The sequence below is a fragment of the Agromyces allii genome (genome assembly GCF_009749385.1).
In the GTDB taxonomy this organism is placed as follows: Bacteria; Actinomycetota; Actinomycetes; order Actinomycetales; family Microbacteriaceae; genus Agromyces; species Agromyces allii.
In genome coordinates this window covers 1-21,614 of sequence record NZ_WBIN01000013.1, presented here as the reverse complement: position 1 = coordinate 21,614, position 21,614 = coordinate 1, and the positions used below count along the sequence as shown (strand labels likewise).

Here is a 21,614-nt window from a genome sequence, read left to right as displayed (position 1 = left end):
GATCGGTGCGACGGCCTTACGCGGCGGCCGGCGCCTGCTCGGCGAGTGCGGCGCGCAGGCCGTCGACGAGCGAGGTCGTCGGGCGGCCGGTGAGGCGCGAGATGCCGCCGGCGGGCACGTCGAGCACGCCGCTCGCGATGCCGGCGTCGATGCCCGCGACGAAGCCGGCGATGTCGGCGGGCAGCCCGGCGCCCTCGAGGGCGGCCACGTGCTCGGCGGTCGTCAGCGGCGTGAACGCCACCTCGCGGCCCAGGATCTCGGATGCCGCGACCGCGAGGTCCGCGTAGGTGAACGCCCGGTCGCCGGAGAGCTCGTAGACCTCGCCCAGGTGGCCGTCCTCGAGCAGCACGACGGCTGCGGCATCGGCGAGGTCGGCGCGCGTCGCGCCGACGATCGAGCCGTCGCCCGACGAGGAGGCGACCACGCCCGACTCGGCGGCGCGCGCGACATCCGCCGCGTAGTTCTCGATGTACCAGTTGTTGCGCAGGATCACCGCGGGCACGCCCGACTCGGCGATGACGGCCTCGGTTCCGGCGTGCTCGGGGGCGAGCGGGTAGTCGGCGGTGGCGGCCTTGGGCGCGCTCGTGTAGACGAGCTTGGCCACGCCGGCGGCCTTCGCGGCGTCGACCACGTTGCGGTGCTGCGCGACGCGCTGGCCGAGCTCGGAGCCCGAGATGAGCAGCACGGTGTCGACGCCCTCGAGGGCGGCCGTGATCGTGTCGGGCTTGCTGTAGTCGAGCTCGACCGTGCGCACGCCGCGCGCCGCGACATCCGCGAGCTTGGAGGTGTCGCGCGCACCGGCGACGATGCTCGACGGCTCTGCGCCGCGGGCGAGGAGGGCGTCGACGGTGAGGCGGCCGAGCTGGCCCGAGGCGGCGGTGACGAGGATGGTCATGAGGTGCGGTTCCTTCCGATTGGGTACATGGGGGACAACCGGATGTCGCGGCCGATGCATTCCCGCTGGAGGGTACCCACTTTGAAGTAAGCTACCCACATGACGGTAAGTCTTGCGGAGATCCGGCGTTCGTCCGGAGAAGTCTTCACCGAGGGCTGCCCCACCCGGGTCGTCCTCGATCACATCATGAGCAAGTGGGGCGTGCTCGTGCTGCTCGCGCTCACCGACGGCACGCAACGCTGGGGCGAGCTGCGCCGCGAGGTGCAGGGCATCAGCGAGAAGATGCTCGCCTCGACGCTGCGCACGCTCGAGGCCGACGGCCTCGTCTCGCGCACGTCGTACCCCGAGGTGCCGCCGCGCGTCGAGTACGCGCTCACCGACCTCGGCCGCGAGCTCATGCAGCACATGCTGCCGCTCGTGCAGTGGGTGGCGGTGCATGCAGGCGACATCGTGCCCGTCGAGGCGGATGCCGCGGCGAGTTGACCGGGCGGGTCGGGAACGCCTGCGGGCGGGCCGGGCGAGGCCGGGAACGACGAAGGCGGGCCCCCGACCGGGAGCCCGCCTTCTCGTGTTCTGAATTTCTCGTGTTCTGAGCGGATGACGAGATTCGAACTCGCGACCCTCACCTTGGCAAGGTGATGCGCTACCACTGCGCCACATCCGCACTGCCTGCATTTCTGCGTGCTGTACGACCATACCCCAGAGAGAGGTGCGTCGTTGACAGCTAGGATGCCCGCCCGGTCGCGTCGGCTTCCGCAACGGCGGCATCGTGCGGGACGCGGCCGATTGCTCCGACCCGCAAATGCCAGTTCCGCCTCAACGTTGAGGCGGAACTGGCATACGACGTGCGAACCCTGCCGCCGGCGCCCACTGCATGCGGTGCGGTGCGGTGCTGCTCGGCGCGGTGCGGTGCGGCCCGGCGCAGCGCGTCAGTCGTCGGCCGAAGCCGCCGCCGCCCGCTCGATGACCTCGGCCGCGTGGTCGGGCACGAGGTTGGCCCACTCGCGGGGCGGGCGCTCGTAGCCCCCGGCCGGCGGCCGCGGCGGGATCACGATCTCCTCGCGCTCGACCGGCTGGTACGGGATCTTCGAGAGCAGGTGGGCGATCATGTTGACGCGCGAGCGCCGCTTGTCGTCGCTCTCGATCTCGTACCAGGGGGCCTCCGAGATGTCCGTGTTCGCGAACATCGCGTCCTTCGCGCGGGAGTAGTCCTCCCACTTCGTGATCGAGACCACGTCGTTGGGGCTGAGCTTCCAGCGCCGCATGGGGTCTTCGAGGCGCGAGCGGAACCGCTCCTCCTGCACGACGTCGGAGACGCTGAACCAGTACTTCAGCAGGATGATGCCGTCTTCGACGAGCATGCGCTCGAAGATCGGCGCCTGATGCAGGAACCGGTGGTACTCCTCGTTGGTGCAGTAGCCCATGACGCGCTCGACGCCCGCCCGGTTGTACCAGGACCGGTCCATGAGCACGATCTCGCCCGCGGCAGGCAGGTGCGGCACGTAGCGCTGGAAGTACCAGCGCGTCTTGTCGCGCACGCTCGGCGTCGGCAGTGCGACGATGCGCGTGACGCGCGGGTTGAGGTACTCGGAGACGCGCTTGATCGTGGAGCCCTTGCCCGCGGCATCCCGCCCCTCGAAGATCACGACGATGCGGGCGCCTGACTCCTGCACCCATGCCTGCATGTCGACGAGCTTCGCCTGCAGGTCCTTCAGCTCGCGTTCGTACAGCTTCTTCGGCATCCGCTTGGTCATCGTGAACCTCCTGCGCTGAGCCTAGAGGGGCGGATGCCGCGGCGCGCCGAACTGCGGCCCGGTCGATCGCGGACGTGCGCAAGCACCGTCTCGGAACCGGCCGCGCGCACTCCGTCTTCTCCCGGTGTCGCCGCGGCCCGCCGCGGGAGTACCCTGCCGCCATGGGATTCGCCTCCATCGCGCTGCCGCTGCTGGCGATCACGTGCGCACTGGCCGCCGCGATCGCCGTGGGGTCGCTCGCGGTGGCGTGGCTGCGCCGGCCCGACGGCGACGTGTTCGCGACGACCGATCCGCTCTCTGCCGGACTCGGCGCCGTCGCGTTCGTCTCAGGCGAGGCGGCGCAGCGGTGGTTCGCGGCGGCCGTCGTGCAGCTCGCCACCGACGGCATGCTCGTGATCCGCGACGAGCGCGAGACCGACGCCGACGGCGCCCGCAGCATCCGTCTCGGGCTCATCGCCGGCGATCCACGGGTCGCGGGGGTCTCGGCGGGCGACTCCGACATCGCCGACGGCCTGCTGCTCGCCGTGTTCGACGAGAGCCGCGTCGGCGGCACGACCCGGTTGCACCCGGGTGCGGTGGTCGACGTCGATCACGTGCTGCCGCGCAACGGACTGCTCCGCTCGGTGACGCGGGCACGCTTCGACGCGGCGGCGGCGACCTATCGCGAGCCGCGCCCGAGTCTGCGGTTCCGCACGACGAGCATCGCAGGCATCGCCGCGGTGGTCTTCGGCCTGCTCGCGCTCGCCCTGCCCGACGACCCGTCCCGGTCGCTCGCCTGGAGCGCGATCGGCATCGCGGTGCTCGCGCTCGCGGTGCGCGCCGCGCTGCCCAGGTTCATTCCGCTGAACGCCGCCGGGCTCGCGCTGCGGGAGCGCTCGAACGCCTGGCGCGCCGATCTCGGCGAGGCGAGGACGCCGGCCGAGGAGCTCCTGCCGTGGGCGGTGCTGTTCGACGAGACCTCCGTCATCACCGCGTTCGGCCGGACGGTCGAAGCCAGTGGGCGCCAGCTCGAGTGGTATCGCACGGCGAGGCCGTTCTCGGTCGACCGGTTCGCGGCCTGCCTCGCGATCGTGGTCGCCGAGCTGTCGCAGCCGATCCGCATCGGCGGCGGATTCCTCGCACGTGGCGAGGACTCGCGCTTCGGCCTGCCGCTCATGCAGGACACGAAGGGATTCGGCGGCGGCTACCTCGCGGGCGGGGAACCCGGCATGTTCGGCGGCGGGGGAGCCGACGGGGGCGGGTTCGACGGAGGCGGCGGCTACGGGGGCTTCGACGGCGGTGGCGGCGGGTTCGACGGCGGCGGCTTCGGCGGCGGCGACGGGGGTGGCGGCAACTGAGCCGTGCCGGCCGCGCGGTTCGCGAACCTCGGTCGCACTGATTCGCGTCCCTCGGCCGCTCGGGCCGCAGACGTGCGGTCCGCTGCGGCTCGACCTGGTCGTGGAGATGCTTTCGCAGACGCTCTGCCAGTTCCGCCTCAACGATGAGGCGCAACTGGCATACGACCGTGCGGATGCCGCGGCTCGCGTCAGCTGAGGTGTGCGAGCCTCGGCCAGAGCTCGTCCCATCCGGTGATGCGGCCGGTGCAGTGCGTGATCGGCACGCCCTGCTCCTCGTTGTCGACGTCGAGTCCGTTGTCGAGGTGCGCCTCGGTCGTGCACGACGCGAAGTCACCGGTGACGCGGCGGTACAGTTCGCCGACGAAGACGACCTCGGTCGCGGCATCCGAGGGCCTCGCCTGGAACCAGAGCGCGTTGTGCCCGCTGTACACGGCGTCGGGGTCGAGCCCGTGGTCGGCGCCGTATCGCGCGAGCGCGCCGGCCTCGCCGTAGTTCGACGTGATGACGACGGGCGCATCGGCGTTCGCAGCGGCGCCTGCGCTCCCGGCTGCGTCGCCGTCGCGCACGTCGTCGACGACCGCCGCGACCTGCGCGACGTACGTCGGCCAGCCGATCGTGTCGCCGACGGTCTGGTTCATCGCGGCGAAGGGGCTCGCCCCCACGAGCGCGAGCGGCAGCAGCGGCAGGGCGATGAGCGCCGAGACCACGGCGTTCAGGGCGATGCCCGCCCAGACGAGCGCGCTGCGGCCGCGCGTGCGCATCCACTCGGCCGTCGGCACGGCACCGAGGGCGAGCAGCACCTCGATCATGCCCAGCGGATAGTACGGCTGCGCGCCGCCCACGATCGTCGCGAGCACCACGACTGCGAACGCCACGGCGAACACTCGGATCGGACGCCACGCCGGTCGGCGGAACAGCCCGACGAGCCCGGCGATCCAGATCGGCACGAGCGGCGGGCCCGCGAGCAGCAGCAGGAACGGCAGGGTCAGCAGCCGCCCCGCACCGTCGGTGTCCTCGGCCAGTGCAGCTCCCATGCGCAGCTGCGGCAGGTCGTTCGCGACCTGGAACACGAGGTTCGGCAGGGCGATCACGACGGCGATGCCGACGCCCGCCCAGAGCCACCCCGAGCGCAGCACGCGCCACGGCCCGACCACGAGCAGCCCGAGAGCGATGCCCGCGACGAGCAGCAGCACGAGCAGCTTGTTGTACGTCGCGAGTCCGGTGACGAGCCCGACGGCGAGCCACCAGCGCCCCGCAGTGCCGCCGCCCGCGCCATCGCGACCCTCGCGCAGCAGCGCCCGCATCGCGAACAGCGCGACGAGCGGCCACACGAGCAGGTCGAACGAGGCGGTGAGCAGCACATGCCCGAACACCATCGGGAACGAGGCGGATGCCGCCGCCCACGCCGCGACCGCCTGCGCCCGCCTGCCGCCGCCGGCCTCGCGCGCGACGAGGGCGAGCACGAGCACCGCCGCGGCCGCCGCGAGGATCGCCGGGATCCGCAGCGCCCACGGTTCGTCGACGACCGACGTGATCGTGCGTGCCAGCCACGGCGTGAACGGCGGCTGGTCGACGTACCCCCACGCCGGGTCGAGCATGCGGAAGTACAGCTCGTCGCGGTGGAACCCGTACCACTGGCTCGTCGTCGCCAGCAGCACCGCGAGCGCGGCCATGGCGCCGAAGACGGGTCCGCGCGCGAGGGGCGCGAGCCGCGCGATGCGGGCCGGAGCATCGGGCAGGGCAGGTCGGATGCCGCGCACCGGCGCCTCGCCCGACGGTCGCGTCGGTGCGTGCCCGCCCGCGGCATCCGACATGCGGCTCACCCTAGCGGCGCGGTCGCACGCCCGCGATCCCGGCGAGGCGGCCTACACGATCGGCGCGACCGCCGGGAACGTCCAGCTGCCGTCGACGACCTCGGGCCGGGGGCGGTAGTAGCGCACGAGGTAGTTCCAGCCCTCGGCGAGGCCGAGTCGGTTCGGGCGGCCGTCGTCGGGTCCGCCGAAGTTGATCGTGACGGTGCCGTCGTCGTTGCGGTCGGCGGTGACGCTGTTGACGCTGACCAGGCCGCCGTCGACCTCCTCGAAGTAGCCGTCGGCGTTGTAGAGCGACACCGACCAGAACGCGTCGGTCGGCACGTCGCCCACCGTGAGCGAGTAGGCGCCGACGGGCAGGCCGGGCTCGACGTTCGCGTAGAACGCCTCGGACTCGGGCAGCCCGCCCCAGCCCGCGGCCGTGCCGAGGAGATGGCGCACGGGCTCGACCTCGTCGGCCGCGCCGAAGGCGTGCGCGAAGCCGCCGATGCCGCGTGCGAGCGTGAGCAGCGCGGTGCGCGTCTCGTCGAAGCTCGCGGTGTCGTAGTCGGGCAGCACGAACGGCTCGGAAGCGCCCGTCTCGACGGCGAATCCGTCCTGCACGGCGTTGGCTGCGGCGACATCCGCCTCGTCGACGGGATCGACGAGCACGCGCGCCGCGAGCAGGACGTACCGCGAGCCGAGGTCGTCGGCGTGCAGGCGGTGCTCGCCCGCCTCGTGCAGCACGATCGGAATGAAGTGGCCCTGGTTGACGACCATGACCGACAGGTAGCGGTCTCCCGCATCGGGGATCGTGAGCGTCGCGCCGGCCGATGCGTCGAGCAGGTACGTGCTGTAGAGCGTGTCGCGGTTCTGCCGGATCACGGGCTGCTGGTCGAGCGGCGTCGGTTCGCGGTAGTGCTTCCAGCGGCCGACGCCTCCGGCGCTCGCGGCGAGCGCTGCGAACATGCGGCTCGTCTCGGCGTGTGCGAAGTTGTCGACGTCGACGTGCTCTGCCATCGGTGGTTCCCCCCGGATCGTGAACGGTAGCGAGGATCAGCCTATTGCCGCCGCGCCGGTCGGGCCCGAGGCGCTCGCGACCGCGTCTGATAGCCATGAGTCATGGCCACCGATGCAACGTCGTCGCCCGCGGCGACCACCGCCCGCCGGATCCTCGACGCGAACGCCTACCTGACCCTCGCGACCGCCGACGCCGCGGGTCGTCCGTGGGCGACGCCCGTCTGGTTCGCCGTGCGCGACCTGCGCGAGTTCGTCTGGGTGTCGCGCCCGGCGCGCCGGCACTCCGAGAACATCGCCGCGCGCGCCCAGGTCGCGATCACCGTGTTCGACTCGACCACGCCCGTCGGCGAGGCGACGGCGGTCTTCGCCGAGGCGCTCGCCGCGCCGGTTCCCGAGGATGCGGTCGACGACGCGCTCGCGGTCTACAACGCCGGCTGCGAGGCATCCGGCCTGCGACCGTGGGCCGAGGGAAGTGTCACCGGTGCGGCCCCGCATCGGCTGTACCGCGCGGTCGCGTCGCACCTCTGGGTGCTCGACGAGCGCGAGGACCGCGTCGAGGTCTACTGACCGGATACCGCGGGGTGAGCGGATGCCGCGGCTCGGCGTCGGCCCGACGCGGCGCCGTCCGTGAGAAATCCGTTGACCCCGCGGCATCCACCCCACTAGTGTCTGAAGGCTGCGCAGTCCGCGCGGCATCCCCGGAGCCTGGAAGGAAGGTCGGCCATGAGCACGCAGCTGCAGCGCCTGAGCGAGCCCGCCTTCGTCGAGCCCGCGTACGACCCGCGCACCATGCGCGATCTGAATCGCGAACTCGACCAGGCTCTCGAGCCGGCACCCTGACGCCGCGGCACCCGCCGTTCTCCGTCACCCCGTGCCGCTCGAGGCCCGGGGTGTCTTCTTGTCTGCGCGCGCGACGAGAGCCCTCGGGCCCTCGGATCGACGCAAGAACGCAACAGACAAGGAAAGGACCATGGAGAAGTACTCCGACCGGCTCGTCTCGTGGGCGAGCCTGATCGACGAGAAGACCGTCGAGCAGGCCCGCACGTCGTCGACCATGCCGTTCATCTACCCGCACCTCGCGCTCATGCCCGACGCCCACCTGGGCCTCGGCGCGACCGTCGGGTCGGTCATCCCGACGCTCGGGGCGATCATTCCCGCGGCCGTCGGCGTCGACATCGGCTGCGGCATGATCGCCGTGCAGACCCAGTTCACGGCAGCCGACCTGCCCGCCTACCGGCGGGAGGTGCGGGAGCAGATCGAGCGCGCCGTCCCGCTCTCGGCCGGGCGGTACAACCGCAAGGTCGTCGCGACCGCCGCGCCGCGGATCGCCGAGCTCGAGGCCCTCGCCGAGGCGAAGGGGTTCGACCCGGCGAGCTACGCGGGCAACTGGCGCGAGCAGCTCGGCACGCTTGGCAGCGGCAACCACTTCATCGAGGTGTCGCTCGACGAGGCCGACCGGGTGTGGCTGTTCCTGCACTCGGGCAGCCGGGGCGTGGGCAACAAGATCGCCCAGCATCACATCGGAGTCGCCAGGCGGCTCGCGAAGCAGTGGTGGATCGACCTGCCCGACCCCGACCTCGCCTACCTCGTCGAGGGCACGAAGGAGTTCACGCGGTACATCGCCGAGCTGCGGTGGGCGCAGCACTTCGCCCTGCTGAACCGCGAGGAGATGATGGACCGCGTGATCCGGCAGGTGTCGGAGTGGGTGGGTGCGCCCGTCGAGGAGCGGGCGCGCATCAACTGCCACCACAACTTCACCGAGAGCGAGGAGCACTTCGGCAAGCGCGTCTGGGTGTCGCGCAAGGGCGCCATCCGGGCGGATGTCGGTCGGCTCGGCCTCGTGCCCGGGTCGATGGGCACCGCGTCGTACGTCGTCGAGGGCCTCGGCAACCCGATGTCGCTGAACTCGTCGCCGCACGGCGCCGGGCGGGAGTACTCGCGTACTGCCGCGCGGAAGACCTTCACGCACGAGCAGCTGCGTGCGGCCATGGTCGGCATCGAGTTCAGGGACACCGACGCGTTCCTCGACGAGATCCCGCAGGCCTACAAGCCGATCGACCGGGTCATGGCCGACGCCGCGTCCCTGATCGCGGTGCGGCACACGCTGCGCCAGATCGTGAACGTGAAGGGCGACTAGCGCTTCGGCGGTGCCTTGCGGTCAGGGCAGTCCAGGGGCGGATGCCGCGGCTCGCGCGCTCGGGGGAACGTGCGGGTCGCGGCAGCGCTCTCGCTCGCGCGACCTGCACGATTCCGCAATGCCAGTTCCGCCTCATCAGTGAGGCGGAACTGGCATTGCCGCCGCGCGCCACCAGTGGTGTCGAGCAGCGCCTTTCGGGCGTCATCGGTCGGCAGTACGGTCGAGGCACCGCAAGCGAAGGAGCCCTCATGCCCACGACCGTCATGACCTGCCTGCTCGTCGAGGGGCCGCTCGACGAGATGGCCGAGTTCTACACCTCCCTCGTGCCCGACTCCGCCGTGCTGAACGTCGGCCGCTGGCCGGCCGACTCCGAGCGGGCGGGCGAGCCGCTCGCCGTCGACTTCACGGTCGCTGGCGCGAGGTTCCAGCTGATCTCTGGTGGTCCTGAGGTCGCGCTCACGCCCGTCGTCTCGATCAAGCTCGAGGTCGACGACCAGGCCGAGGTCGACCGCCTCTGGAGCGCCCTCCTCGCCGACGGCGGCGAACCGAGTCAGTGCGGCTGGCTCACCGACCGTTACGGACTCTCGTGGCAGCTGATCCCGCGGGGATTCACCGAGCTCATGGCGACCTCCGATGCCGCGTTGACGCAGGAGCTCTTCGCCGCGATGCTGCAGATGACGAAACTCGAGATGCCCGTCTTCGAGGCCATCGCTGCCGCTCGGCGCTGACCGGTCGGCGCTGACCGTGTGGCGCTGACCGCTCGGCGGCGACGCTCGCAGGTACTCACGCGCCGCCGCGGATGAACTCGCGAGCGGGCTTGCCCACTGTGCCCCGGGCGAGCGATCCGGTCGGCACGAGCTGCGGTTCCATGAGCCGTCGGAACGTGTCGCGCGGCAGCGCGTGCCCCGCGACGGCCTCGTGCAGCTCGTGCAGCTCGCGGATCGTGAAGGTCGGCTCGGGCAGCAGGCCGAACGGGTCGGGGTGCTCGGCGTGCCGCGCGCGCAGCTCCGCGACGGCGAGGGCGACGATCTCGGCGTGGTCGAACGGCATCGGCGGCAGCTCGGCGACCGGCACGAGCTCGGTGCGGGCGCGGTCGGCGAGCTGCGACATCCGCACCGGTGCGAGATGGGCGACCGAGAGCACCCAGCCGCGGTCGTCGCGATCGGGCGCGTCGAACACGTGCAGCTGCACGGGGTGGATGCCGGTGATGCCGGCCTTCTCGACGAGCGAGCGACCGACCGCGTCGGCGAGGGTCTCGCCCTCGTGCAGGAACGTTCCGGGCAGCCGCAGGTCGCCGTCGCCCGTGACGGCGACGACGCTGAGCGGCCCGCCCGCGGGTACCGTGAGCACGGCCGTGTCGACCGCGACCGAGGGCCGCGGGTAGTCCGAGAGGGCCTTGCCCTGCGAGTCGCGCTTCGCCACTTGACAATTCAAGCAGATCTGCGCAAACTGTCAACAAGGGAGATTCGCGCAGATTTGCGCTAATTCTCGAGAATGCAGAATCGAAGCACGTCGAGCCGAAGGAGACGGCCATGGATGCCCTCACCGCACTGCTGCAATCGCAGCTCTTCTCGATCGCCGGTCAGCCGGTGTCGGTCGTCGAGGCCGTCGGGTTCCTCACGGGCGCCCTCTGCGTGTGGGCCGTCGCTCGCGGCAGCATCCTGAACTGGCCGCTCGGCCTCGCGAACAACCTCGCGTTCCTGCTGCTGTTCGCCGGCGTCGGGCTCTATGCCGATGCCGCGCTGCAGGTCGCGTTCGGCGTGCTCGGCGTCTACGGGTGGGTGCAGTGGTCGCGGCGCCGCCGGGTCGCCGACGGGGTGACGGATGCCGCGGCATCCGCACTGCCGATCAGGCGCGCAACGCGGCGAGAGCTCGTCGTCGGCAGCCTCATCGCCCTGGTCGCGACCATCGGCGTCGGCTACCTGCTCGCCGCCGAGACGAACTCGCAGGTGCCGTGGCCCGACGCGTTCATCCTCGCGTTCTCGCTGTTCGCGACGTGGGGACAGGCGAAGAAGCTGCTCGAGCAGTGGTACGTCTGGATCGCCGTCGACCTCGTGTCGATCCCGCTGTACCTGGTCAAGGGGCTCTGGCTCACGGCGCTCCTCTACACGGGGTTCCTCGCGCTCTGCGTCTACGGGCTCGCGCGGTGGACGCGCGAGTACCGCGCCGGTCTCGATGAGGCCGACCCCACCGATCGAGGAGCAGAGCGTCTCGAGACCAGCGTTCCCCACGCCGAAACGGGGGCCCGCGCATGACCCGCGAGCCGCACGGCCTCATCATCGGCAAGTTCTATCCGCTGCACGCGGGGCACCTGGCGCTCATCCGGTACGCCGCGCAGCACGCGGATCGCATCACGGTGCTCGTCATGGGCAGCACGTTCGAGACGATGTCGCTCGCCGACCGGCAGCGCTGGGTCGCCGCCGAGACGGCGGGGCTCGGCAACGTCGCCGTGCTCGGCATCCGCTCGGATGCGCCCGTCGAGTACGACACCGCCATCGCATGGGAGGCGCACGTCGCGTCGACCGTCGCCGCGCTCGCCGCGGCCGGCGCGCCGCCCGTGACCGCGGTGTTCAGCTCGGAGCACTACGGCGACGAGTTCGCCGCGCGGCTCGGTGCCCGTCACCGGGTCTTCGACACGTCGCGCGAGGCGGTGACGGTGAGCGGCACGATGATCCGAGGCGATCTCGCCGGGCAGTGGGGGCAGGTCGCGGCATCCGCTCGGCTCGATCTGGCGACGCGCGTCATCGTCGTGGGCGCCGAGTCGACCGGCTCGACCACGCTGTCGCGCGCGCTCGTCGGGCACTATCGGGCGCAGGGTTTCGAGCGGATGCCGCAGGTCGAGGAGTTCGGGCGCCAGTTCACGTACGACCTGCACGCCTGCGCCGTCGCGGCCGCCGGGCACGACGTGCCGATGGACGACCTCGTCTGGCTGCCCGAGCACTTCGCCGAGATCGCCGCCCGTCAGACCGCCCTCGAGAACGAGGCCGCGCTCGCCTCGCCACTCGTGATCGCCGACACCGATGCCCTGGCGACCGAGCTCTGGGAGCGGCGCTACCTCGGGTCGACGTCGCCCGAGACGCACCGGGCCGGCGCCGATGACCTGCCGAGCCGCGACGTGTACCTCGTGACCGACCACGTCGGCGTGCCCTTCGAGCAGGACGGCTGGCGCGACGGCGAGCACGTGCGCGCCGCGATGACCTCGTGGTTCGTCGAGGAGCTCACGCGCCGTGGCCACTCGTGGGTGCTGCTGCGCGGACCGCACGACGAGCGCCTGCGCTACGCGACGCGCCTGATCGACGAGCTCTGGCGCCGCAACACCGCCTTCGGCCAGGCGCCGTGGGCCGACCGCACGGTGCTCGCCGCCGCCGCCGCCGCCGTTGGCGCCGCCGCGCCGGTCGAGGAGCGAAGCCCAACCCGCCGGTCGAGGAGCGAAGCGTCTCGAGACCAAGGAGCCCTGCAATGACCCCCACCCCGAACCCGTCCGCCTCCTTCACCGACCGCGCCGTCGGCGCCATCCTCGGCTCGGCCGCTGGCGACGCCCTCGGTGCCCCCTACGAGTTCAAGCCCTCGCTGCCAGACGACGTGCCCGTGCGCTTCACCGCCGGCGGCCCGTGGAACCTCGGCGAGTGGACCGACGACACGAGCATGGCCGTGCCGATCCTGCAGGCCGTCGCCCGCGGCGAGGCGCTGACGGATGCCGCGACGCGCGGCCGGATCGTCGCCGAGTGGCAGGGCTGGGCGGTCGACGCGAAGGACGTCGGAATCCAGACCCGCCAGGTGCTGGCGCTGCTCTCCGACTCGGTGTCCGAACACGCGGCCCGCGCCGCCGCCCTCGCCGTCCACGAGCGCACCGGACGCTCGGCCGGCAACGGCTCGCTCATGCGAACGGGGCCGGTCGCGCTCGCCTTCCTCGCCGACGGCCAGGAGCTCGCGCTCGCCGACACGGCCCGCCGCATCAGCGAGCTGACCCATCACGAGGTGGATGCCGGTGACGGCTGCGTCATCTGGTCGCTCGCGATCCGCCACGCGATCCGCACGGGCGAGCTCGACCTCCGCGCGCCGATCGGCGCCCTGCCCGCGGAGCGCCGCGACCGCTGGCACGCCTTCGTCGACGTCGCCGAGCGCACGGCTCCACGCGACATCCCCGGATCGAACGGATGGGTCGTCGCCGCCCTTCAGGCCGCCTGGTCGGCGATCCACCATGCGCGGCTCGCAGGCGAGGGCCTCCAGCTGACGCTCGAGCGCGCCGTGCGCTGCGGCAACGACACCGACACGGTCGCGGCCATCGCGGGCTCCCTCGCCGGCGCGGCCCACGGCGCCTCGGCCGTGCCCGCGCCCTGGCGCCGCGAGCTGCACGGCTGGCCGGGCCTCCGCGCCGACGACCTCGAGCAGCTCGCCCTGCTCGCCGTGCGCCGGGGGAGCCCCGATCAGCAGCGCTGACTGCGCGCCCGAAGGCGGGCGTCTCGACCGCGGGCGTGTCTTCGGGCGCGGTTGAGTCCGCTGCGAAGCGGCTATGCCAGTTCCGCCTCATCGTTGAGGCGCAACTGGCACAGGCCATGACGCGCATCACACCACGTGCGTTCGCCGCGACCGGCACCCGTTCGATCCCGCGCGGATCACGCAAAGGCCCGTGAGAGCAGGAACGGACGCGATCGAGCTGTCGATCGACCCCGGGTTCGGTCGTCATCAGGGTGAGGGCCGACATCCGACCCACTCCGATCGAGGAGTACGAGAACGAGCCCGGGCGGCGCGAGCGGTGCGCGAGTACCCTGTCGCTGGATCGGGCCGAAGGAGGAACAGATGCGGTACACGCTGCTGTTGCACTATCCCGAGATGAGCGCTGACGAGCTCGGCCCCGAGGCGCTCGAGCAGGGCCAGGAGGCCTTCACGAGCTACGCGGCGACGCTGCATTCCGCGGGCGTGCTGATCGCGGCCGAGGTGCTGCAACCGTCGTCGAACACGACGACGTTGCGCAGCGAGGGCGGCGGCGCGCCGGTGCGGGTGCAGGACGGCCCGTTCGCCGACACCAAGGACCAGCTCGGCGGCACGTTCGTGATCGACGTGCCCGATCTCGATACCGCGATCGAGTGGGCCAAGCAGGCACCCTCGATGGACTACGGCGCGGGCGGCGTCGAGGTGCGCCCGGGCGCCGTCCACACGGTCGACGGCGTGTGGAACGCCAACGCGTGAGCCCTGACGACGCACGCGCGGCCGCGGCATCCGCTTCGGCATCCGTCGAGCTGGCCGCTCGTGCGTCGTACGGCCGGTTGATCGCGTTGCTCGCGTCGTCGACCGGGGATCTCGCGCTCGCAGAGGATGCGCTCGCGGGCGCGTTCGAGCAGGCGCTCAGGGCCTGGCCGCGCGGCGGCGTGCCCGACAATCCGGAGGGGTGGCTGTTGACCGTGGCCCGCAACCGTCAGCGCGACGCGTGGAAGTCGGGGGAGCGCCGCTTCACGACGCCGCTCGAGACGCCGCGCGCGATGCCGGGCGCCGACGACGGCGACGGGCTCGCTGATGCGCCGGCTGCGGCATCCGTCGACCCGCTGGCCGATCTCGACCCGTTCGCGATCGGCGACAAGCGGCTCGAGCTGCTGTTCGTGTGCGCGCACCCGGCGATCGACCCCGCCGTGCGCACGCCTCTCATGCTGCAGGTCGTGCTCGGCTTCGAGGCCGCGCAGATCGCGACGGCCTTCGCGGTGCCGCCGGCGACCATGGCGCAGCGGCTCGTGCGGGCGAAGCGCCGCATCCGTGACGCGCGCATCGCCTTCGAGGTGCCCGATCGCCGAGCGATGCCCGAGCGCCTGCCCGCCGTGCTCGAGGCGGTCTACGGATGTCTCGCCATCGCGCGGCGTGCGGCGCCCGGCGGCCCGGTCGATTCGCCCGATTCGCCCGACTCGATGGCCGGCGAGGCGCGGTACCTCGCGGTGACGCTCGCTTCGCTCCTCGAGAACGAGACCGAAGCCTGGGCGCTCGCATCGCTCGTGACGCTGTCGCTCGCGCGCCACGGCACGGCAGCCGAGCCCCGGGAGTACGTGCCGCTCGACGAGCAGGACCCGACGGCGTGGGATGCCGCGCTGATCGCCGAGGGCGAGGAGTACCTGCGCCGAGCCTCCGCACCGGGGCGACCGCCGGGCCGATTCCAGCTCGAGGCCGCGATCCAGGCCGTGCACTGCGGCCGCCGCCGCACGGGTGTCACGGACTGGGCGGCGCTCCGCACTCTCTACCTCGCGCTCGACGCCGTCGCCCCGAGCCTCGGCGCGAAGGTCGCGCTCGCCGCAGTACTCGGCCGCCTCGACGGTGCGGACGCCGGCCTCGCTGCCCTGCCCGCCGCGTCGCCCGAGACCGAGCGCTTCCAGCCGTGGTGGGCGACCCGCGCCGACCTGCTCGCCCGCGCCGGGCGCGCGGCCGAGGCATCCGACGCGTTCGAGCGGGCCGCCGCGCTCGCCGATGACGACGCCGTGCGCGAGTACTTGTTCGCCCGTCGCGCCTCCGTGTTGCGGACGCAAGCCTGAGCGCCGCGGGCTGCTCAGTTGCCGAGACTGCCGAGCAGCACCGCCAACGGGACGAACGAAGCGGCGATGAGCCCGAGCAGCAGCGCCGCGGCCCACATCCGGCGGCGACGTCGAGCCTGCGCGACCTCGCCGCGCAACGCCTCGAATGCGGCGAGGTCGACGGGTTCGAGGTCGGGGGCGTCGTGCCAGGTCGCGGGGCGGCTCGCGGCATCCGTGATCGCATCGAGGTCGGACTCGGCGAAGGCGACCGGGCGCTTCACCAACCGGCCGACGAGCTGCGACTCCGTGACGACGAGCACCTTCGCCGGCTGCTCGCGGATGGTGATGCGCCGGGCCGCCACGACCACGATCACGGGCGCGACCGCCACCGGCATTCCGGTCGCCCGGGACAGCCGCTGCGCGGCCCGGTTCGCCTCGTACTCGGCGTTGCGCAGGTGATCGGTGCGCTGCCCGTTCACGAGCAGGCGCTTCGATCCGACCCAGACCTGCTTGCCCTCATGGTGCTTCGTGTTGAGCGTGAAGACGCCCGACGGACCGATGACCACGTGGTCGATGTCGCTCGAGCCGCGCCCGACCGGCACGGCATGCAGCACGCGCCACGACGTGCCCAGCCGCTCGAGCCGTCGGGCGACTTCGAGCTCGCCGATCGCGCCGAGGTACCACGCCTGCGACTCGCTCGAGAGCGGAGTGCGCCCGAACACACGAGCCAGGGGTGAGCGCGGCGGTGCGGTCGCCTGTTCGCGCAGGCATTCGGCGATGACGGATGCCGCGGCCGGGCGATCCGACAGCGAGACCGCTGCGGCGGGGGAGGGTTCGGTCACGGTTCCTCGGCTTCGGGTAGCCCGGACGACGTCGACCGGATGACTTCGACGCTACGAATCCGCGACGCGCTGCGGCATCCCCAGTTGGAGTGTGCCGAGTCAGGCGAAGCCGGGGCTCGCGAACGCTGCGTGGCGAATGCAGCCGTGCCGAGATCAGTTCCGACGGAACGTGATCGTCTGGTGGATCGCCTGGATGATCGCCACGAGCGGAAGCACGAGGAGGAAGTACAACCCGAGCGTGGTGAGCACGAGGTTCGCGCCGATCGAGAGAAGGAGCACGTCGCGATCGTTGACCAGCCCGACGACGGCGAAGGTCGCGCCGACGAGACCCGGAATGGCCGAGAGCACGAACAGTGCGATCAGTGCCGGAGGCGTCGGAATGCGGGTGTTCGACGAGACGCGAGTGTTCGCGGGGGACGGCGCGGGCGTCGGCACAGCCGTGGGCGCGACGGTGAACGTGGGCGTGGTCTGCGGAGCCTGCGACACGTGCGGGCTCGTGAACGGCTGGTGGTGATTCGGTGCCTGGTTCATGTTCTTCCTCGTCGACTCGCCCGCGGTCCTCGCCTGCGCTGAGCGACCCTCGCAAGTCTTTCGTGTCCGACGTCGGCGGGCCGCCGAATTCCGTCCCCAGAACGGGGGTGGGAACGGTGCGTGGCACCGAGGCTGCGCACGCGGCCGCCCGCCCTGGGTCCCGCCCTTCAGCGCGCTCACATCGCCGCCCCTAGGATCGAACCTATGGCCGGATTCTGGGGCAAACGCAAACGTGACGCGCTCGAACTGCAAGCCCAAGACGCGGTGCTGGCGCAGCGGGCGGGCACGGCGTTGGTCGCGGCCGATGAGCGCGTGCGCGTCACGACCGACGAGCTGCTCTTCGCCGAGGCCGAGCTCGGGCACGACGCGACGGCCCAGTTGGGTGCGGCGCTCGAATCGGTGAAGCAGCACCTGGGCGAGGCGTTCCGGCTGAACCAGTTGAACTTCGACGAGATCCCCGACACCGCCGAAGAGTTGCGCACCCGCAACGCGCGCATCGTGCAGCTGAGCGAGTGGGCCGAAGACCTGCTCGACGAGCAGACGGCCGCGCTCGCAGACCGCATCGCGAAGGCGCGTCGGGCCCCCGAGATCATCGCCGGTGTGCGAGCGGATGCCGCGCGCCTCCGCACGCGCATCCCCCACGCCCGCGACACCATCGCCCGACTCGCTGCGCGATACGCGCCCGAGGCGCTGACCCAGGTCGAGTCGAACCCGGCCGAGGCCGACCAGCTGCTCGGATTCGCCGAGCACGGTGCCGGCGTGGCCGAGCGCCGCCGCGAGGCCGGGCAGCGCGAGCAGGCGAACCTCGCCCTCGAGGCCTCGACGGAGTCCGTACGACGGGCTGCGACCCTGCTCGACGCGGTCGAGACGTTCGAGGTCGAGGCGCTGCGGGCGGAGTCCACGCTCGCGGCGATCATCGAGGACTCCCGCGGCGACGTCGTCGTCGCGCTCAAGGAGCCGCGCTCGCCCGGTGTCGCGACCGCGCTCACGAACCTGCAGGCGGCCCTCGCGGCGCTGCCCGCCGCCGGCGTCAACGCCGACCCGTTCTCGCACCTCGATCGCCTGCGCGAGGCGAACTCGGGGCTGGATGCCGCCATCGCCGCCGCCCGTGAGCGCGCGGCCCGCCCGATCCCGCCGCTCGAGCACGTGCACCACGCCATCGACGACGCCGACCGCCAGTTCGCCGTCGCCCGCGACGTGATCGCAGGCCACCGCGGATGGATCGGCGCCGACGCCCGCACCCGCCTCGCCGAGGCCGAGCGCGTGCGCATCGACCTCGACCACTTCCTCGGCGCGCCCGCGGCCACCCTCAGCGTCATCGATGAAGACCACCGTGAGCAGGCCATGACCATGGCGCGCCGCGCCGCCTACCTCGCGGGCGAAGCCCTGCAGCTCGCGCAACGCGACATCAACTCCTCGCGTCCGCAGCAGGGCCCCGACCAGTGGGGCGGCGGGTACGGCGGCGGTCGCCGCGGCGGCGGCAGCGACCTCATGGGCGGCATCCTCGGCGGTCTCGTCATCGGCAGCGTGCTCGACGGCATGTTCGACTGAGCCGACCTGACGTGACCTGCCTGAGCGAGCGGATGCTGGGGCGCGCCGTTCGGAAGCTCACAGGCCCCGTGGCGGCAGAAGGATCCTTGGCGCCCGCGCGGCGACGAACCTAGGATCGACGCATGGCCGGGTTCTTGGTCAGGCGCAAGCACGATGCGCAAGAACTCCAAGCCCATGACGCCGAGCTGGCGAAGCGGGCTGCTTCCGCCCTGCTCGCCGCCGACGAGGGCGTCCGCGCAGCATCCGAAGAGCTCGACTTCGCCGAGGCCGAGCTGGGTGCCGAGTCGACCGACGCAGCGGCCGCGGTGATCGCCGCGGTGCGTAGGCACCTGATCGACGCGTTCCGGCTGAACCGGCTCAACCACGATGCGATGCCCGGCACGCCCGGCGAGGTGCGGGCGCGCTACGAGCTCATCCTGCGGCTGTGCGAATGGGCCGAGCACGTGCTCGGCGCGCTGACCTCGACCCTCGCCGACCGGGTCGCGCGGGCGCGGCGGGCCGGGGTGGTCGTCGTGGAGATCCGAGCGGATGTCGCGCGCGAGCGCGCTGGCATCTTGACCGCTCGTGACCCGGTCGACCTGCTCGCCATCCTGCCGCCGGTCGACGCCGGTGCCGACGCCAGCGCCAAAACCCGTGCTGATGCGCAAGCTCACCTGAACCGACCGCGCGCAGCGCGATCGGCGCTGGATGCCGCGACGACCGCGGCCGGCGACCGCCACGCGCGCGCAACGCGCACGAGGTCGCCCGCGAACCTCCTGCAGCACGCGGTCCAGGACGCGGACCGCACCCTCGGTGTCGCCCGAGACATGGTCACCACCCACCCGGGATGCATCGGCGACGAGGCCCTGACGCGCCTGGCCGAGGCCGAGCGGACTCGTATCGATCTCGGCCACTGCCTCGGCACCTCGGTGGCTAGCACGCTGACGGCGTCAGACCAGCGCAACGGAGACCGGGTGCTCGCGATGGCCAGGCGCGTCGCCGCGCTCGCGAGCGAATCCCTCGACCTGGCCCGACGCGATCTCGCCGCACTCCGGACAGCGCAGGCCCGCGCCCGATCGCGGCCTCGCGACGTGTCGTGGGCCTGACCAGCCCGGCGACGCCGCCCCGCTACATCCGTCTGGCCCGCGGCATCCGGCGCGCTGCATACCGGCCGCATCGCTGCGGGAGTACGCTCGCGCGCAGCGACCGCACGCTGGAGTGCGGCGATGCGCGGCCCCGGCCGCGGCGAGGAGGCGGACATGGTTCCCGAGATCAACTACTGGGCGGTGCTGCTGGCGACGGCGTCGAGCATGGTCGTCGGATCGATCTGGTACACCCCGAAGGTGTTCGGCACCCGGTGGGCGAAGCTCGCGAACGTCGACATGGACCGCCCGGGCGCGAGCGCCGTGGGCGCGATCATCGTGACGGTGCTCGTGAGCTTCGTCACGGCGTGGGTGCTCGCGGGCGCCTCTACAATCGCCTGGCACTTCTACGGCGGCGGATACCTCGCGGCGGCGCTGTTCACGGCGGTGATCCTGTGGGCGGGCTTCACGGCTGCGCGGTTCATCACCCACGACGCCTTCGAGGGCCGCCCGTCGTCGCTCACCGTGCTCAACATCGCGCACGAGCTCGTGACCCTCGTGATCATGGGCATCATCATCGGCGTCTGGCCCCCGGCCGGCACGGTCTGAGCCTGAGAGCGGATGCCGCGGCATCCGCTCTTCAGCACTGCCTGAGGCGCGGCGCCCGCCGCTTTCGGTGCGGCGGCACGAACGGCCGCCGCGCGAGCGCGCGCGACGGCCGTGATCGTGCCGCGAGAAGCGTCAGTGCTGCAGCACCGCCCACGCGAGCAGGCTGTCGATGCGGCGGATGTCGGCGCCCCGCTTGAGCTTCACCTTGATGTGCCCGGCCTTCGTCCAGAGCTCGATCTCGGCGTCGCGGTCGAGCACGCCGCCGGCGTTCTCGCTCGACCACATGTGGATCGAGCTGTAGGGCAGCGAGGTGATCTCGACCTTCTTGCCGGTGAGGCCCTGCGCGTCGCGCACGATGAGGCGCTTCGTGGTGAACGTCGCGGAATCGCGGAACGTCTTGAACGACGCGACGGCCTGCTCGCCCTCGACGAGCAGGCTCTGCACGTCGGCGGGCACGGGGATCTCGGTCTGCAGGGTCCAGGCGAGGATGGGTGCGGTCTCCATCAGCCCACCGCCAGCGTCCACGAGCCGTCGGCTTGCACCGAGATCGCCGACGGGCCGGCGCTCAGCGGCACGGTGCCCGAGTAGGCACCGATCTCGTTGACGAGCAGGCCCATGCTGAAGGCGTCGGCGGTCTCCTCGATGATGACGAAGTTCGCCGAACCGGAATGGGTCGCGGTCAGGCCCGCGGCCCCACCGTCGTAGAGGAACACCGCGTCGCCGGTGCCCGACGAGGCGAGCATCGGCGCCGACGAGACGGGCGAGATCGTGATCGACCAGTTGCCGTCGGCCGTGACCTGCAGGGTGGCGGGATCCGAGTAGGAGGTGAACCCGTAGGCCGTCGTGCCCGAGTACGCGCCGATCGTGTTGACGGGCAGCTCGCCGGTCGAGCCGTTGGCGGAGTCGAGCACGCTGATCGCGAAGTTCGCCGATCCGTCGTGGGTGGCGGTGACGATGCCGGCCGTGGCGGGCAGCGTGATCAGCGTGTCGCCCGCGCCCGTCTGCGTGACGGGAGCGAAGGTGCCGAATGCCTCATCGGCCCACGTCTGCGCCGTCTCGACGGGCTCGGCCGGCGCCTCGGCTTCAGCCGTCTCGGCGTCGGCTGCGGCATCCGCCTCTGCGACGACCGCAGTCGGCGCGTCTGCGGCATCCGATGCCAGGCGTGCCCCCGCCGTCGCGCCGCTGATGATGTTGATCACGAGGCCGAGGGCGATGACCGCGCCGGTGACGATCCAGGCGACCTTCTTGTGCTGGTCGTAGCCCTCGAGGCGCTGGCCGCGGATGTCGCGCTGGGCACCGGTGAGCACGAGGATCAGGTCGACCAGCACCCACACGCCGAGTCCGCCGAGCGTGAGGAGCTTCGCGATACCCGTGCCGACCTTGCCGAGGTAGAAGCGGTCGACGCCCCAGAATCCGAGGAGCCAGGCGAACAGCCACGTGGCGATGAACGACTTCTGACCCACGGATGCCGCGGGCGGCGCGTATGCCTGAGGTGCGGCGCCGTACGGCGCGCTGCCGTAGGGCGCGGGCGCTGCGGCGGGCGCGGCGGGCGGCGGGGTCGGCGCGGCGCCGTACGGCTGCGGGGGCGTCGGCGGC

Annotated in this window: 22 protein-coding genes and 1 tRNA gene; 13 read left to right on the top strand and 10 right to left on the bottom strand. The window is 72.1% G+C overall.

Translation table 11 applies throughout. From position 1 onward, the window contains the following. Positions 1-16 precede the first annotated feature (16 nt). Positions 17-895, bottom strand: a complete 879-nt coding sequence (locus tag GQR16_RS16225) for an SDR family oxidoreductase (RefSeq protein ID WP_170298539.1) — start codon at positions 893-895, stop codon at positions 17-19. A gap of 99 nt (positions 896-994) precedes the next feature. Here GQR16_RS16225 and GQR16_RS16220 point away from each other — a divergent pair, with 99 nt between their 5' ends. Continuing rightward, positions 995-1,378, top strand: coding sequence for a winged helix-turn-helix transcriptional regulator (locus GQR16_RS16220; RefSeq protein ID WP_157416207.1), 384 nt, complete (start codon positions 995-997; stop codon positions 1,376-1,378). A gap of 109 nt (positions 1,379-1,487) precedes the next feature. Here the strand turns inward: GQR16_RS16220 and GQR16_RS16215 are convergent. After that, a tRNA-Gly gene (locus GQR16_RS16215) sits at positions 1,488-1,559 on the bottom strand. A gap of 265 nt (positions 1,560-1,824) precedes the next feature. Then, positions 1,825-2,649 carry a polyphosphate kinase 2 gene (gene ppk2, locus GQR16_RS16210; RefSeq protein ID WP_246200889.1) on the bottom strand — a complete coding sequence of 275 codons (825 nt, stop codon included), beginning with the start codon at positions 2,647-2,649 and terminating at the stop codon, positions 1,825-1,827. A gap of 161 nt (positions 2,650-2,810) precedes the next feature. Here ppk2 and GQR16_RS16205 point away from each other — a divergent pair, with 161 nt between their 5' ends. Beyond that, positions 2,811-3,986 carry a DUF2207 domain-containing protein gene (locus tag GQR16_RS16205; protein WP_157416206.1) on the top strand — a complete coding sequence of 392 codons (1,176 nt, stop codon included), beginning with the start codon at positions 2,811-2,813 and terminating at the stop codon, positions 3,984-3,986. 188 nt (positions 3,987-4,174) lie between these two features. On the opposite strand, the gene GQR16_RS16200 is transcribed toward GQR16_RS16205, so the two are convergent. Together GQR16_RS16200 and GQR16_RS16195 are read right to left on the bottom strand one after the other, a co-directional pair. Beyond that, entirely contained in the window at positions 4,175-5,800 is a 1,626-nt protein-coding gene (locus tag GQR16_RS16200) for a glycosyltransferase family 39 protein (RefSeq protein ID WP_157416205.1), read from the bottom strand. A gap of 51 nt (positions 5,801-5,851) precedes the next feature. Then, positions 5,852-6,796, bottom strand: a complete 945-nt coding sequence (locus tag GQR16_RS16195) for a DUF1254 domain-containing protein (protein ID WP_157416204.1) — start codon at positions 6,794-6,796, stop codon at positions 5,852-5,854. 102 nt (positions 6,797-6,898) lie between these two features. On the opposite strand from GQR16_RS16195, the gene GQR16_RS16190 reads away from it, so the two are divergent. The 3 genes from GQR16_RS16190 to GQR16_RS16180 all read left to right on the top strand — a co-directional run bounded on the left by GQR16_RS16190 (position 6,899) and on the right by GQR16_RS16180 (position 9,661). Then, the gene (locus GQR16_RS16190; RefSeq protein ID WP_157416203.1) at positions 6,899-7,363 is read left to right on the top strand and encodes a pyridoxamine 5'-phosphate oxidase family protein; all 465 of its coding nucleotides are present in this window, start codon (positions 6,899-6,901) and stop codon (positions 7,361-7,363) included. Positions 7,364-7,766: 403 nt separating this feature from the next. Then, positions 7,767-8,933 carry an RtcB family protein gene (locus tag GQR16_RS16185; RefSeq protein WP_157416202.1) on the top strand — a complete coding sequence of 389 codons (1,167 nt, stop codon included), beginning with the start codon at positions 7,767-7,769 and terminating at the stop codon, positions 8,931-8,933. Between the two features lie 248 nt (positions 8,934-9,181). Further along, positions 9,182-9,661 (top strand): VOC family protein, encoded by a 480-nt coding sequence (locus tag GQR16_RS16180; RefSeq protein WP_157416201.1) that lies wholly within the window; start codon positions 9,182-9,184, stop codon positions 9,659-9,661. A gap of 55 nt (positions 9,662-9,716) precedes the next feature. Here the strand turns inward: GQR16_RS16180 and GQR16_RS16175 are convergent, their stop codons facing one another. After that, positions 9,717-10,355 (bottom strand): NUDIX hydrolase, encoded by a 639-nt coding sequence (locus GQR16_RS16175; RefSeq protein ID WP_157416200.1) that lies wholly within the window; start codon positions 10,353-10,355, stop codon positions 9,717-9,719. A 110-nt stretch (positions 10,356-10,465) separates the two neighbouring features. On the opposite strand from GQR16_RS16175, the gene pnuC reads away from it, so the two are divergent. The 5 genes from pnuC to GQR16_RS16150 all read left to right on the top strand — a co-directional run bounded on the left by pnuC (position 10,466) and on the right by GQR16_RS16150 (position 15,445). Next, positions 10,466-11,188, top strand: coding sequence for a nicotinamide riboside transporter PnuC (gene pnuC, locus GQR16_RS16170; protein WP_157416199.1), 723 nt, complete (start codon positions 10,466-10,468; stop codon positions 11,186-11,188). Continuing rightward, entirely contained in the window at positions 11,185-12,396 is a 1,212-nt protein-coding gene (locus tag GQR16_RS16165) for an AAA family ATPase (RefSeq protein WP_157416198.1), read from the top strand. Before pnuC ends, GQR16_RS16165 begins: the two co-directional genes overlap by 4 nt. Next, positions 12,393-13,373 carry an ADP-ribosylglycohydrolase family protein gene (locus GQR16_RS16160; protein ID WP_157416197.1) on the top strand — a complete coding sequence of 327 codons (981 nt, stop codon included), beginning with the start codon at positions 12,393-12,395 and terminating at the stop codon, positions 13,371-13,373. The genes GQR16_RS16165 and GQR16_RS16160 overlap by 4 nt, the downstream gene beginning before the upstream one ends. Positions 13,374-13,733: 360 nt before the next feature. Then, on the top strand, positions 13,734-14,123 hold the full coding sequence (locus GQR16_RS16155) for a YciI family protein (protein WP_157416196.1): 390 nt from the start codon (positions 13,734-13,736) through the stop codon (positions 14,121-14,123). Then, positions 14,120-15,445, top strand: a complete 1,326-nt coding sequence (locus tag GQR16_RS16150; protein WP_157416195.1) for an RNA polymerase sigma factor — start codon at positions 14,120-14,122, stop codon at positions 15,443-15,445. Before GQR16_RS16155 ends, GQR16_RS16150 begins: the two co-directional genes overlap by 4 nt. A gap of 14 nt (positions 15,446-15,459) precedes the next feature. On the opposite strand, the gene GQR16_RS16145 is transcribed toward GQR16_RS16150, so the two are convergent. Both GQR16_RS16145 and GQR16_RS16140 read right to left on the bottom strand, forming a co-directional pair. Continuing rightward, entirely contained in the window at positions 15,460-16,266 is an 807-nt protein-coding gene (locus tag GQR16_RS16145) for a nuclease-related domain-containing protein (protein WP_157416194.1), read from the bottom strand. Between the two features lie 153 nt (positions 16,267-16,419). Further along, positions 16,420-16,797 carry a hypothetical protein gene (locus GQR16_RS16140; RefSeq protein ID WP_157416193.1) on the bottom strand — a complete coding sequence of 126 codons (378 nt, stop codon included), beginning with the start codon at positions 16,795-16,797 and terminating at the stop codon, positions 16,420-16,422. Between the two features lie 204 nt (positions 16,798-17,001). Between GQR16_RS16140 and GQR16_RS16135 the strand changes: the two genes are divergently transcribed. From GQR16_RS16135 to GQR16_RS16125, 3 genes are all read left to right on the top strand, one after another. Next, entirely contained in the window at positions 17,002-18,348 is a 1,347-nt protein-coding gene (locus tag GQR16_RS16135) for a hypothetical protein (protein WP_157416192.1), read from the top strand. Between the two features lie 122 nt (positions 18,349-18,470). Continuing rightward, positions 18,471-19,433 carry an alpha/beta hydrolase family protein gene (locus tag GQR16_RS16130; RefSeq protein ID WP_157416191.1) on the top strand — a complete coding sequence of 321 codons (963 nt, stop codon included), beginning with the start codon at positions 18,471-18,473 and terminating at the stop codon, positions 19,431-19,433. A 153-nt stretch (positions 19,434-19,586) separates the two neighbouring features. Beyond that, on the top strand, positions 19,587-20,018 hold the full coding sequence (locus GQR16_RS16125; RefSeq protein ID WP_157416190.1) for a DUF1761 domain-containing protein: 432 nt from the start codon (positions 19,587-19,589) through the stop codon (positions 20,016-20,018). Positions 20,019-20,150: 132 nt separating this feature from the next. On the opposite strand, the gene GQR16_RS16120 is transcribed toward GQR16_RS16125, so the two are convergent. Together GQR16_RS16120 and GQR16_RS16115 are read right to left on the bottom strand one after the other, a co-directional pair. Then, positions 20,151-20,522: a PH domain-containing protein gene (locus tag GQR16_RS16120; RefSeq protein WP_157416189.1), complete on the bottom strand. Its 372-nt coding sequence runs from the start codon at positions 20,520-20,522 to the stop codon at positions 20,151-20,153. Then, positions 20,522-21,614 (bottom strand): TM2 domain-containing protein (locus tag GQR16_RS16115; protein ID WP_425482625.1); only part of this gene is annotated, 1,093 nt, incomplete at its 5' end. The genes GQR16_RS16115 and GQR16_RS16120, both read right to left, overlap by 1 nt.